This window comes from Klebsiella africana, assembly GCF_020526085.1.
In the GTDB taxonomy this organism is placed as follows: domain Bacteria; phylum Pseudomonadota; class Gammaproteobacteria; order Enterobacterales; family Enterobacteriaceae; genus Klebsiella; species Klebsiella africana.
The window spans coordinates 1,465,316-1,478,264 of sequence record NZ_CP084874.1; the positions used below are offsets into that span (position 1 = coordinate 1,465,316).

Annotated in this window: 13 protein-coding genes; 10 read left to right on the forward strand and 3 right to left on the reverse strand. The window is 59.6% G+C overall.

The window, feature by feature from the left end; translation table 11 throughout:
• Window positions 1–21: 21 nt before the first annotated feature.
• A complete protein-coding gene (sixA, locus tag LGL98_RS07140) occupies window positions 22–507 on the forward strand; it encodes a phosphohistidine phosphatase SixA (RefSeq protein WP_002913355.1) in 486 nt (161 codons plus the stop codon).
• 20 nt (window positions 508–527) lie between these two features.
• Here sixA and smrB read toward each other — a convergent pair whose 3' ends face one another.
• Window positions 528–1,079 (reverse strand): endonuclease SmrB, encoded by a 552-nt coding sequence (gene smrB, locus LGL98_RS07145; RefSeq protein ID WP_002913348.1) that lies wholly within the window; start codon window positions 1,077–1,079, stop codon window positions 528–530.
• A gap of 167 nt (window positions 1,080–1,246) precedes the next feature.
• Between smrB and prmB the strand changes: the two genes are divergently transcribed.
• From prmB to LGL98_RS07175, 6 genes are read left to right on the forward strand one after another with little or no spacing between them, the layout of a single operon-like run.
• Entirely contained in the window at window positions 1,247–2,179 is a 933-nt protein-coding gene (gene prmB, locus LGL98_RS07150; protein WP_136034557.1) for a 50S ribosomal protein L3 N(5)-glutamine methyltransferase, read from the forward strand.
• 42 nt (window positions 2,180–2,221) lie between these two features.
• On the forward strand, window positions 2,222–3,307 hold the full coding sequence (aroC, locus tag LGL98_RS07155) for a chorismate synthase (RefSeq protein WP_025713435.1): 1,086 nt from the start codon (window positions 2,222–2,224) through the stop codon (window positions 3,305–3,307).
• Between the two features lie 2 nt (window positions 3,308–3,309).
• Window positions 3,310–4,134 (forward strand): penicillin-insensitive murein endopeptidase, encoded by an 825-nt coding sequence (gene mepA / locus LGL98_RS07160; RefSeq protein WP_136034559.1) that lies wholly within the window; start codon window positions 3,310–3,312, stop codon window positions 4,132–4,134.
• Complete coding sequence (locus LGL98_RS07165; RefSeq protein ID WP_002913340.1) at window positions 4,134–4,943, forward strand: sulfite exporter TauE/SafE family protein; 810 nt, start codon at window positions 4,134–4,136, stop codon at window positions 4,941–4,943. The genes mepA and LGL98_RS07165 overlap by 1 nt, the downstream gene beginning before the upstream one ends.
• Window positions 4,943–5,491: an elongation factor P hydroxylase gene (locus LGL98_RS07170; RefSeq protein ID WP_136034561.1), complete on the forward strand. Its 549-nt coding sequence runs from the start codon at window positions 4,943–4,945 to the stop codon at window positions 5,489–5,491. Before LGL98_RS07165 ends, LGL98_RS07170 begins: the two co-directional genes overlap by 1 nt.
• Before the next feature lie 31 nt (window positions 5,492–5,522).
• Window positions 5,523–5,804 (forward strand): YfcL family protein, encoded by a 282-nt coding sequence (locus LGL98_RS07175; protein ID WP_136034615.1) that lies wholly within the window; start codon window positions 5,523–5,525, stop codon window positions 5,802–5,804.
• Window positions 5,805–5,865: 61 nt separating this feature from the next.
• On the opposite strand, the gene mnmC is transcribed toward LGL98_RS07175, so the two are convergent.
• A complete protein-coding gene (gene mnmC, locus LGL98_RS07180) occupies window positions 5,866–7,854 on the reverse strand; it encodes a bifunctional tRNA (5-methylaminomethyl-2-thiouridine)(34)-methyltransferase MnmC2/FAD-dependent 5-carboxymethylaminomethyl-2-thiouridine(34) oxidoreductase MnmC1 (RefSeq protein WP_136034563.1) in 1,989 nt (662 codons plus the stop codon).
• Window positions 7,855–8,012: 158 nt separating this feature from the next.
• Between mnmC and fabB the strand changes: the two genes are divergently transcribed.
• Both fabB and LGL98_RS07190 read left to right on the forward strand, forming a co-directional pair.
• Window positions 8,013–9,233, forward strand: a complete 1,221-nt coding sequence (gene fabB / locus LGL98_RS07185) for a beta-ketoacyl-ACP synthase I (protein WP_002913291.1) — start codon at window positions 8,013–8,015, stop codon at window positions 9,231–9,233.
• A 209-nt stretch (window positions 9,234–9,442) separates the two neighbouring features.
• On the forward strand, window positions 9,443–10,618 hold the full coding sequence (locus tag LGL98_RS07190; protein WP_136034565.1) for an MFS transporter: 1,176 nt from the start codon (window positions 9,443–9,445) through the stop codon (window positions 10,616–10,618).
• 86 nt (window positions 10,619–10,704) lie between these two features.
• On the opposite strand, the gene flk is transcribed toward LGL98_RS07190, so the two are convergent.
• Complete coding sequence (gene flk / locus LGL98_RS07195) at window positions 10,705–11,682, reverse strand: flagella biosynthesis regulator Flk (protein ID WP_136034567.1); 978 nt, start codon at window positions 11,680–11,682, stop codon at window positions 10,705–10,707.
• A gap of 110 nt (window positions 11,683–11,792) precedes the next feature.
• On the opposite strand from flk, the gene pdxB reads away from it, so the two are divergent.
• Window positions 11,793–12,929: a 4-phosphoerythronate dehydrogenase PdxB gene (pdxB, locus tag LGL98_RS07200; RefSeq protein WP_168435420.1), complete on the forward strand. Its 1,137-nt coding sequence runs from the start codon at window positions 11,793–11,795 to the stop codon at window positions 12,927–12,929.
• The last annotated feature ends 20 nt before the right edge of the window (window positions 12,930–12,949 follow it).

The following is a 12,949-nucleotide window of genomic DNA, read 5'->3' on the forward strand; positions in this document are numbered from 1 at the left end:
GGTTAACAAAAGCGGTGCAATATGCAAGTTTTTATTATGCGTCACGGCGACGCTGCCCTCGATGCAGCCAGTGACTCGGTTCGTCCATTAACCGTATGTGGTTGTGATGAGTCTCGTCAGATGGCAACCTGGCTGAAAGGTCAAAAAGTGGATATTGAGCGCGTTCTTGTCAGTCCCTATCTGCGTGCGGAACAGACGCTGGATATTGTTGGGGAGTGCATGAACCTGCCAAAACATGTCGACGTGATGCCGGAGCTCACGCCGTGCGGCGATGTGGGAATGGTGAGCGCCTATCTGCAGGCGCTGGCGAATGAAGGCGTGGCGACGGCGCTGGTCGTCTCTCACCTGCCGCTGGTGGGGTATCTGGTCTCAGAGCTGTGTCCGGGGGAAACGCCCCCGATGTTCACCACCTCGGCTATCGCCTGCGTGACGCTGGATGCCGACGGCAAAGGTGAGTTCCTTTGGCAGAAAAGCCCCTGCAACCTCAAGATGGCCAACGCCATCTAACGGCCCCCCGGAGCCCGCCGTTACGGCAGCTCCGGCGGTTGCCACTCCTCGACCTCAATCAGTATCAGCAGTGCGGCGTCACCGCCGTACTCTTTTGGCGCCTGATGAAACGCCATAATATGTGGGTGTTGCGCCAGCCACAGCGGGGTTTGTTGTTTGAGGATGTGTTTCCCGTGCCCGTGCATCACGCAGGCGCAAAATACATGCTCGCGGCGGCAGGCGGCAATCAGTGCCCCCAGTTCCTGTTTGGCCTGCTGCTGGGTGAGCCCATGCAGATCGAGAAACAGTTCCGGCGAATAATCTCCACGGCGCAGCTTTTTCAGCTCAAAATGGCTGACGTCAGGGCGGACATATTTCGTCGAGCCTTCGGTATTCAGTAGCGGCTGAAACTCATCAGAGAAATAGTGGCTGTTATCGACCTGTTCCTGCAGCAAACGCTTAGGAGCAACCTCGGTAATTTTCTTGCGCTGCGGGCGGTGAACGATGGTGTCCTGTTTGATCTTTCGCGTGCCGGTCATCAGCTGACGGAACAGCGCCTGATCCTCCTCGCTTAGCGATGTCTTCTTTTTCATTGTCCGCTCTCATTCATACTTTGCGCTAGTTTACCCGACACAATATCCCTTCGGGCAAGGAAAACCTGTTTTTTCCCCGACCACCCCACGCAAGAATGCTGATTTATCGCCGTCTTCATGGCACACTAGCCGCCGAATTTATAGCAGAGTGTGCCCTGGAGGATGTCGTGGATAAAATTTTTGTTGATGAGGCAGTCAATGAGCTGCATACCATTCAGGACATGCTGCGCTGGTCGGTAAGCCGTTTCAGCGCTGCTAATATCTGGTACGGTCACGGCACTAATAACCCGTGGGACGAGGCGGTACAGCTGGTGCTGCCGTCGCTGTATCTGCCGCTGGATATCCCGGAAGACATGCGCACTGCGCGCCTGACCTCCAGCGAGAAACACCGCATTGTAGAGCGGGTGATCCGCCGCGTGAACGAGCGTATTCCCGTCGCCTATCTGACCAACAAAGCGTGGTTCTGCGGCCATGAGTTTTACGTTGATGAGCGGGTGCTGGTGCCGCGCTCCCCGATTGGCGAACTGATCAATAACCAGTTTGCCGGGCTGATTAACCATAAGCCGCAGCATATCCTTGATATGTGCACTGGCAGCGGCTGCATCGCCATCGCCTGCGCCTATGCCTTCCCGGAGGCGGAAGTTGATGCGGTGGATATTTCCCCGGACGCACTGGCCGTCGCCGAGCACAACGTGGAGTCCCACGGCCTGATCCATCATGTGACGCCGATCCGTTCCGACCTGTTCCGCGATCTGCCGAAGCTGCAGTACGATCTGATCGTCACCAATCCGCCGTATGTCGATGAAGAGGATATGGCCGATCTGCCGGAAGAGTATGAGCACGAGCCGGTGCTGGGTCTGGCCTCCGGAAGCGATGGTCTGAAGCTAACGCGCCGTATCCTCGGCAACGCGCCGGATTATCTCAGCGACGACGGAATTCTGATTTGTGAAGTCGGTAACAGCATGGTACATCTGATGGAGCAGTATCCGGACGTGCCGTTTACCTGGCTTGAGTTTGATAACGGCGGCGACGGGGTCTTCATGCTGACCAAACAGCAGCTAATTGACGCCCGTGCGCACTTCGGTATTTATAAAGACTAAAAAAACAACACGCCAACATAACGAAAAAAGATTGGAGCCGTGATGGCAGGAAATACAATTGGACAACTCTTTCGCGTCACTACCTTCGGCGAATCGCACGGCCTGGCGCTGGGCTGCATCGTTGACGGTGTGCCGCCGGGCATCCCGCTGACCGAAGCCGACCTGCAGCACGACCTCGATCGTCGTCGCCCGGGCACCTCGCGTTACACCACGCAGCGTCGCGAGCCGGATCAGGTCAAAATCCTCTCCGGCGTCTTCGAAGGCGTTACCACCGGGACCAGTATCGGCCTGCTGATTGAGAACACCGATCAGCGTTCGCAGGATTACGGCGCGATCAAAGATCTGTTCCGTCCGGGCCACGCCGATTACACCTACGAGCAAAAGTATGGTCTGCGCGACTATCGCGGGGGCGGTCGTTCTTCTGCGCGCGAAACCGCGATGCGCGTGGCGGCCGGGGCGATTGCCAAAAAATTCCTCGCCGCGAAGTTCGGCATTGTCATTCGCGGTTGCCTGACACAGATGGGTGATATTCCGCTGGCCATCAAAGACTGGGATCAGGTTGAGCAGAATCCCTTCTTCTGCCCGGATCCAGATAAAATTGACGCTCTCGATGAACTGATGCGCGGCCTGAAAAAAGAGGGAGACTCCATTGGCGCCAAAGTTACCGTTGTCGCCGACGGCGTACCGCCAGGACTCGGCGAGCCGGTCTTTGACCGCCTTGACGCCGATATCGCCCACGCGCTGATGAGCATCAACGCTGTGAAAGGCGTGGAGATTGGCGACGGCTTTGAAGTGGTGAAGCTGCGCGGCAGCGAAAACCGCGATGAAATCACCAAAGCCGGGTTCCAGAGCAACCACGCCGGCGGCATTCTTGGCGGCATCAGCAGCGGCCAGCAGATCGTTGCCAACATCGCGCTGAAGCCTACCTCCAGCATTACCGTTCCCGGTCATACGATTAACCGCTTTGGCGAAGAAGTGGAGATGATCACCAAAGGGCGTCACGATCCGTGCGTCGGCATTCGCGCCGTACCGATCGCTGAGGCGATGCTGGCGATCGTTCTGATGGATCACTTTATGCGTCAGCGCGCGCAGAATGGCGACGTGACGACGACAATTCCACGCTGGTAACCATGAAAAACACCGTTATCGCACTGCTCGCGCTGCTGGCCAGCGCCGGTAGCCTGGCCGCCACGCCGTGGCAGAAAATAACCCAGCCGATCGGCGGCAGCGCCCAGTCAATCGGTGCCTTTTCCAATGGCTGTATCGTGGGTGCCGAGGCGCTCCCTCTGAGCGCTACCGGCTATCAGGTGATGCGTACCGATCAGCGTCGTTACTTCGGTCATCCGGATCTGGTGCAGTTTATTCAGCGCCTGAGTAATCAGGTGCACAATAAAGGCATGGGAACCGTGCTGATTGGCGATATGGGGATGCCGGCGGGCGGGCGCTTTAACGGCGGCCACGCCAGCCACCAGACGGGGCTGGATGTCGATATCTTCCTCCAGCTGCCGCAAACGCGCTGGACATCGTCTCAGCTGTTGAAGCCGCAGGCGCTGGACCTGGTCGCCAGCGACGGCAAACGCGTGGTACCGTCGCTGTGGAGTCCGCAAATCAGCCAGCTGATCAAGCTGGCGGCGGAAGATAGCGATGTTACCCGTATTTTCGTCAACCCGGCGATTAAACAGCAGCTGTGCCTGGACGCGGGCAGCGACCGCCAGTGGCTGCGTAAAGTCCGTCCCTGGTTCCAGCATCGCGCTCATATGCACGTCCGACTGCGCTGCCCGGCGGGGAGCCTCGAGTGCGAAGATCAAGCACCGCCGCCGCCCGGCGATGGCTGCGGGGCGGAGCTGCAGAGCTGGTTCGAACCTCCTAAACCCGGGTCTACCCCTCCTGTGAAGAAGACGCCGCCGCCGCTGCCGCCTTCCTGCCAGGCGCTACTGGATGAGCATGTGCTGTAATGGATAGTTTTATCGAGTTGTTTGCCGTATCACCGCTGGTGCTGGTGGTACTCTTCTTTGTCGCTATTCTGGCCGGTTTTATTGACTCACTGGCGGGGGGCGGGGGCTTATTGACTGTCCCTGCGCTGATGGCGGCCGGCATGCCGCCAGCCCAGGCGCTGGCGACCAATAAGCTGCAGGCCTGTGGCGGTTCGCTATCGGCGACCCTCTATTTTGTCCGCCGCAAGGTGGTTAATCTGGCCGATCAGAAGCTGAATATTCTGATGACCTTTATCGGCTCAACCGCCGGCGCGCTGCTGGTGCAGCACGTGCAGTCTGATATTCTGAAGCAGATCCTGCCGTTGCTGGTGATCGGTATTGGCCTCTATTTCCTGCTAATGCCGAAACTGGGCGAAGCCGACCGGCAGCGTCGGCTTTACGGTCTGCCGTTTGCGCTGGTCGCTGGCGGCAGCGTAGGGTTTTACGATGGCTTTTTCGGCCCCGGCGCCGGTTCGTTTTACGCCCTGGCTTTTGTCACTCTGGCCGGGTTTAACCTTGCCAAGTCGACGGCCCATGCCAAGCTGCTGAACGCCACCTCAAACGTCGGCGGCCTGCTGCTGTTTATCATCGGCGGAAAGGTTATCTGGGCCACCGGCTTTGTGATGATGGCCGGCCAGTTTATTGGCGCCCGCGCCGGGTCCCGGCTGGTGCTGAGTAAAGGGCAGTCGCTGATCCGGCCGATGATCGTTATCGTCTCGGCGGTGATGAGCGCGAAACTTCTTTACGACAGCCACGGGGCTGAGATTTTGCAGTGGTTGGGAATTCATTAATGCAACAGCAACACCATTATCAGCAGCTGATTGACCTCTTCGACAGCTGCTTTGCCGACGATTTTAATACCCGCCTGATTAAAGGCGACGATGAGCCGATCTACCTTCCGGCTGACGATGAAACGCCCTATCACCGTATCGTGTTTGCGCACGGATTTTTTGCCAGCGCCCTGCACGAGATCTCTCACTGGTGTGTCGCCGGCAAGGCGCGTCGCCAACAAGTAGATTTTGGCTACTGGTACTGCCCGGACGGCCGCGATGCGATGACCCAAAGCCAGTTTGAGGACGTCGAGGTGAAACCGCAGGCCTTTGAGTGGCTGTTCTGCGTGGCGGCGGGATTTCCGTTTAACGTCAGCTGTGACAATCTGGAAGGGGACGTTGAGCCCGATCGCATTGCCTTCCAGCGCCGGGTGCATGCTCAGGTGATGAGCTTGCTTGAGCAAGGGATCCCCGAACGTCCGGCGCGCTTTATTCGCGCATTACAACACTATTATCAAACGCCGCCATTGACGGCAGAACACTTTCCGTGGCCGGAAGACCTGCACTAAGGCCACACATTACATGACAAGAGGTAAGATGATGATCGCGGAGTTTGAATCACGCATTCTGGCGCTGATTGACAACATGGTAGACCACGCCAGTGATGATGAACTGTTTGCCGGCGGTTATCTGCGCGGCCACCTGACGCTGGCAGTGGCTGAGCTGGAAGGTGAGGGCGAGCATTCTGCTGAAGCGGTAAACAGCAAAGTCAGCCAGAGCCTGGAGAAGGCCATCAGCGCTGGCGAACTGTCGCCGCCGGACCAAATTCTGGTGCAGGGAATGTGGCATAACCTGTATCAACAGGCTAAAAATCCGGCCTGAGCCATATTGTAGCCCGGGTCAGGCGTCAGCCGTACCCGGGAAATTGCCTGCCCTCACGGTTTTATTTCACTGCTTTTCCCTTCAGCAGTTTTCTCACCCATAGCCGATTCGGATTCAGCGCTGCCAGGGTGTCGCCATCCAGCGGCAGCGGCTCCGCGCTCATTTGCGCCGCCAGTAGCTCCGCGCTTAACGGCGCGGTGCAAAGTCCGCGCGACCCGAGCGCGCCAAGCACAAACAGGTTGTGACAGACAGGTGCACTGCCGGCAGTATCCAACTGTTCGTGGAGGCTGGCGTATTGCGTCAATGTTGCCTCATAGTCCGGCACATTGCCGACCATCGGCAGATGATCGCGGGTGGCGCAGCGCACGCCGCAGCGGGCGGCATTGGCGCTGATATCCACGTCCTGCGGCCACTCCGCGCCCGGGAAGCAGTCGATCAGCCGTTGCCGGTTGTGCTGCTGATCTTCTTCGCTGAAGGTGGTGTCGGTTTTGCCGCGATGGTAGCTGGCGCCAATGCAGTGCTGCTGATTTTGCGGATTCTGTGGCGTCAGGTAGCCGTCGTAGCACAGCACCTGGCGCAGGGCGGAAAGCCGCGGGGTGGTGGGAATATGACTGACCTGGCCGCCAACCGGATAGACCGGCAATTGGGCAGTTTGCGCAAAATCAGTAATGCGGTGGCCGTTGGCCAGCACCACCGCCTGATGATAGCGCTGCTGATTGAGCAGCCAGCCATCGCCCTCCGGGCTGAGCGTTTCGACGGGATAACCATAGTGCACGTGCAGTCCGCGGGTTGCCGCCAGTGCCAGCAGCTCGGCGGTGAGCTGCTGCGGGCACAGCCAGCCGCCGGCCGGATAGGTGATGCCGTCGCAGCCGGTATCGACGCCGGTCAGCTCGGCAACCTGTTCCGCCGTCACCGCGCAAGCGATGTCCGGGGGTAAATTCAGCGCCAGCATCTGGGCGATTTTATGCGCGCTTTTCTCATCCCAGCCGAGCTGGGTGACACCGCACCATTGGTGATCGAACATCACCGGCAGCGCGTCATACATTCGGCGGGCGAAGGTAAAGGCGGCCGGGAAAAAGCGCGCCAGCGCCGGATCGTGCTGGCTTAATAGCGGATACAGTGCGCCCTGGCGATTGCCGGAGGCGCCCTGCGCTGGAGCCTCATCGGCGCAGTAAAGGGTCACCTGCCAGCCGCGGCGCAGCAGCGCGAGGGAGAGCAGGGCGCTGGCGATCCCGCCGCCGATGATGGCTGCCTCGCGGGCATCGCTGCTACTGCGAGCGAACCAGGGCGCGCGCGCAGGAAAGCTCAGCGTTTGTGCCATCTCGCCGGTCAGCATCTCCCGCTTGCGGCCGAAGCCTTTGCTTTTACGCATGGTAAAGCCGGCCTCCTGCAGGCCGCGGCGGACAAAGCCGGCGGAGGTAAAGGTGGCCAGCGTCCCGCCGGGCCGCGCCAGACGCGCCATGGCGTTGAACAAATCCTGGGTCCACATGTCGGGATTTTTCGCCGGGGCAAAGCCGTCAAGAAACCAGGCGTCCACCTGCTGATTCAGCGAATCATCCAGCTCCCTGGTCAGCTCATTGATATCGCCAAACCACAGATCGAGCGTCACCCGCCCGCCGTCGAGCAGCAGACGATGGCATCCGCCGAAGGCCGACGGCCATTGCGCCTGTAGCTGCTGCGCCCACGGGGCCAGTTCTGGCCAGCGCTGGTGCGCCAGGCGGAGATCCTCAGCCTTCAGCGGATATTTTTCAAAACTGATGAAATGTAACCTTTGCAAGGTAACGTCCGGGTTATCACGAACAAAAACGTCAAACGCCTGCCAGAGGGTGAGGAAATTGAGCCCGGTGCCGAAGCCGCTTTCCGCGACGATCATCAGCGGGCGAGGGTGGCTGGGGAAGCGCTCCGGCAGGCGATTTCCGCCGAGAAAAACGTAGCGAGTCTCTTCCAGACCGTTGTCATTGGAAAAGTAAACATCGTCGAAATCTCGGGAAACAGGTGTACCCTCAGCGTTGAATTCCAGGTTGGCGGGTTGTATGGCGTTTTGTTTCACGTAAGTTACTCGAATCACAAGGCGTAGCACGATCTTAACGATGTGTGCCTGAGGGCGCAAATTTATACACAAAATGTCTGATCGGACTTGTTCGGCGTACAAGTGTACGCTATTGTGCGACACGAAACTTAAAATAGTGCGACTTACAGAGGTATTTAATGAAACGTGCAGTGATTACTGGCTTGGGCATCGTTTCCAGCATCGGTAATAACCAGCAGGAAGTCCTGGCATCTCTGCGTGAAGGACGTTCAGGGATCACTTTCTCTCAGGAGCTTAAAGATTCAGGGATGCGCAGCCACGTATGGGGCAACGTCAAACTGGATACCACTGGCCTCATTGACCGCAAAGTAGTGCGCTTTATGAGCGACGCCTCCATCTATGCTTACCTGTCCATGGAACAGGCCGTTGCCGACGCAGGCCTGGCGCCGGAAGCATATCAGAATAACCCGCGTGTCGGCCTGATCGCAGGCTCCGGCGGCGGTTCCCCGAAATTCCAGGTCTTCGGCGCCGATGCCATGCGTAGCCCGCGTGGTCTGAAAGCCGTGGGCCCGTATGTGGTCACCAAAGCGATGGCTTCTGGCGTTTCCGCCTGCCTCGCTACGCCGTTCAAAATTCACGGCGTTAACTACTCCATCAGCTCGGCCTGCGCCACTTCCGCCCACTGTATTGGTAACGCGGTAGAGCAGATCCAGCTGGGCAAACAGGACATCGTCTTTGCCGGCGGCGGCGAAGAGCTGTGCTGGGAAATGGCCTGCGAATTCGACGCCATGGGCGCGCTGTCCACTAAATACAACGACACCCCGGAAAAAGCGTCCCGTACCTATGACGCTAACCGTGACGGCTTCGTTATCGCCGGCGGCGGCGGTATGGTCGTGGTGGAAGAGCTGGAACACGCCCTGGCGCGTGGCGCACATATCTATGCCGAAATCGTCGGCTATGGCGCAACCTCCGATGGCGCAGACATGGTAGCCCCGTCTGGTGAAGGCGCAGTGCGCTGCATGCAGATGGCGATGCACGGCGTTGATACGCCGATCGACTACCTGAACTCCCACGGTACGTCCACTCCGGTCGGCGACGTGAAAGAGCTGGGCGCCATCCGCGAAGTATTTGGCGACAACAGCCCGGCTATCTCGGCAACCAAAGCGATGACCGGCCACTCGCTGGGCGCGGCGGGCGTACAGGAAGCCATCTACTCTCTGCTGATGCTGGAGCACGGCTTTATCGCGCCGAGCATCAACGTTGAAGAGCTGGACGAGCAGGCTGCCGGCCTGAACATCGTCACCAAACCGACTGACGCTAAGCTGACCACCGTAATGTCTAACAGCTTCGGCTTCGGTGGCACCAACGCCACGCTGGTGATGCGTAAATACAACGCTTAACCAGCACGCGATGCGCAGAGGGGAGCCTATGGCTCCCCTTTTTTGTCATCTTGACAGGTTAAGGGCCTGCAGGCACACTGCTGGCGTATCCATTAGTCTCTCCACTAATGCGTAAGCGTTTAACGTCAACCAACGCGCCTTAACCCTGATAATCAGGTGGAGGGGGCGTGTCGCTTTGCTCGCCTTACTCTGCGAATCTGGAGTAATGCATGTCCGCAGTTACTGAAACAACATCCCATTCATCGGCGAATTTTTCGCTCTTCCGTATTACGTTTGCCGTCTTTTTGACCTATATGACCGTCGGTTTGCCGCTGCCGGTGATCCCGCTGTTTGTCCATCAGGAGCTGGGATTTGGCAACACTGTGGTCGGCGTGGCGGTAGGGATCCAGTTCCTCGCCACCGTTCTGACCCGGGGGTACGCCGGGCGCCTGGCAGACCAGTACGGCGCCAAACGCTCCGTCCTGCAAGGGATGCTGGCCTGTGCTCTGGCCGGCGCGGCATGGCTGGCCGCTGCGCTGCTGCCGTTACCAGTGCTCGCCAGGCTTGGTCTGCTGCTGCTGGGCCGCCTGATCCTTGGGTTTGGCGAAAGCCAGCTACTGACCGGTAATCTGAGCTGGGGGTTGGGCCTGGTGGGGCCGGCTCGCTCCGGTAAAGTGATGTCATGGAACGGCATGGCGATGTACGGCTCGCTGGCGGTGGGCGCTCCGCTGGGATTATTGATCTATAGCCATTTTGGCGTGGCGGTGCTGGCCTGCGTCACCATGGGACTACCGTTCGTCGCCTGGCTTATTAACGGTACCGTGCGCAAAGTGGCGGCCCACGGAGGCGAGCGGCCTTCACTCTGGAGCGTCATCGGCATGATCTGGCGGCCGGGTATTGGCCTGGGTCTGCAAGGCGTCGGCTTTGCGGTGATCGGCACCTTCGTCTCCCTCTATTTCGCCAGTCATAACTGGCCAATGGCCGGCTTTACCCTGACGGCGTTTGGTGGTGCTTTTGTGCTGATGCGGGTGCTGTTCGGCTGGATGCCGGATCGGTTTGGCGGCGTTAAGGTGGCGATGGTCTCGCTGCTGATAGAGGCGGTTGGTCTGACGCTGCTGGGGCTGGCGCCGAGCGCCTGGGTGGCGCTGGCCGGCGCGGCCCTGACCGGGTGTGGCTGCTCCCTGATTTTCCCGTCGCTTGGCGTTGAGGTGGTGAAGCGCGTCCCGGCGCAGGTGCGCGGTACCGCGCTCGGCGGCTATGCAGCCTTTCAGGATATCTCCTATGGCCTGACCGGGCCGCTGACCGGCCTGCTGGCAACCTCGCTGGGCTACTCGTCGGTGTTCCTTGCCGGCGCCCTCTGCGCGGCGCTGGGGATCCTCGTCACCCTCGTCTCTTTTCGCCGCTAGGTTAGTGTCCGGCCAGAAATCGCTGTAGTAAACATCGCGGCGTTTGGCATGAAAGGGAGCCGTGAACGCCGCCTGTGGCTGCTGGGTTACAGCAGGAGCCACAGCACAAGAAGCAGGACGACTGCGCCCAGCGCCAGCTGCCATGGCTTAGCGCTCCACGTCCGCTTCGCCATCGGCTCCTCCTGCGGGATGGCCAGCGTCTCCTGGGCGCGGGCCACCCGCAGCACAAACACCTTGTTTAACAGCGCCAGGATCTGCGCCGGACTCAGCGTGGTCTGCGGCGTGATCTGCCAGTTGCGACTGGCAAAGTCGACAATCTTTTGCCACTCCGCGGCTTCCAGCGGCTGCTTGAGCGCCCCCTGCAGCGAGGTGAGCGTGGGCGCGCTTTGCGCACTCAGCGTCTGCCGCGCCTGCAGCCAGTACGAAAGCGGCAGGAAGTGTGTCGCCGGGATCAGCTCCCCGGACTTGACGCCGCAAAGCTCCAGCATGGACTGCCAAATCAGTTTGCTTGGTTCGCCGGTGGCGGCCGCCAGTTTAGTCACCAGCTGATTGAGCGTATTATGCTCGGCTGGCAACAGCGGGCGCAGGGTTGGCGGGCGCTGCTGCGGCTGCGGGATCGACAGCTGACCGCGCTGCAGCAGATGCAGAATATTCTCCAGTTGCGGCTGGCTGAGTGCGTGCAGCGCGGTTTGCCCATAATGCTGACGAATATAATCACTCACCGCCTGGCGGTTATTGCCCTGGCCAAGCAGATCGCTGAGCTGCGCCAGCGTCTGGCGGTGATGATGATTGTCCTGAGCCGTGGCTAAACGCTGATTGAGACTCGCCTCGGCGGCGTTGAAATGGCGGGCCAGCAGGGGCGTGTCGCCTTTCAGGCCGAGGTCATGTTTGACGCAGGCCCACACTTCCGCATTCTGCTGCGAGGTCAGCGCCACCAGGCGCGTGATCAGTCGCTCCAGGACGGTGCGTTGCTGCATGGAAAGCGAAGGTTCGCCGGTGGCGGCAGTGCCTGATGGACCTCGCCCCGGAGGACGGTCTGGCATATCTGCAAGGGGGTGCGTCATGATTCATCCTTTCGATATCGCGGTGCTGGAACCAGGTGATGAGTATGCCTGGCGGCCAGATTATGGCACACTTCCCCGGTTAACTCTCGTTCTCAGACAGGTACTGAACTGTGAAAATCCTCGTTGATGAAAATATGCCCTATGCCCGCGAGCTTTTTAGCCGCTTAGGCGATGTGCAGGCGATCCCGGGCCGCCCGGTTCCGGCCGATGCCCTGACCGATGCGGATGCTTTAATGGTGCGCTCGGTCACCCGGGTCAATGAAGCATTACTCGCCGGTAAGGCCATCAAGTTTGTCGGCACGGCGACTGCAGGCACCGATCACGTCGATCAGCCGTGGCTGCAGCAGGCGGGGATTGGTTTCTCCGCGGCGCCTGGCTGCAACGCCATTGCGGTAGTGGAGTACGTCTTTTCGTCGCTGCTGATGCTGGCTGAACGTGACGGCTTTGCGCTGCGCGATCGCACCGTTGGGATCGTCGGCGTCGGCAACGTCGGCGGGCGGCTGCAAAAGCGCCTGGAAGCATTGGGGATCAAAACTCTGCTCTGCGACCCACCGCGCGCCGATCGCGGTGACGAAGGCGACTTCCGATCCCTGGAGGCTTTGGTCCAGGAAGCCGATGTCATCACCTTCCATACGCCGTTATATAAAGAAGGGCAATATAAAACCCTGCATCTGGCGGATGAGGCGCTGATTAGCCGCCTGAAGCCTGGAACAATTTTGATTAACGCCTGCCGCGGGCCGGTGGTCGATAACGCCGCACTGCTGAAGCGGCTGGAAGCTGGTCAGCCCCTGAGCGTGGTATTGGACGTCTGGGAGCCGGAGCCGGATCTTAACGTTGAGCTTCTCAAGCGAGTGGATATCGGTACTGCGCATATCGCCGGCTACACCCTTGAAGGGAAAGCGCGCGGGACGACGCAGGTCTTTGAAGCCTATAGCGCCTTTATTGGTCATCCGCAGCAGGTGGCGCTGGATACCCTGCTGCCGGCCCCGGAGTTTGGCCGCATCACCCTGCATGGGCCGCTCGATCAGCCGACGCTGAAAAGACTGGTCCATTTGGTGTATGATGTGCGCCGCGATGATGCGCCGCTGCGAAAGGTAGCGGGCGTCGCCGGTGAATTCGACAAGCTGCGCAAAAATTACCAGGAACGCCGCGAATGGTCTTCGCTGTACGTGCAGTGCAGCGATGAGCAGGCGGCGACGCTGTTGCGCCAGCTCGGTTTTAACGCTGTGCATCATCCTGTTCGTTAATGTCTTCTTAATGCCCCTGC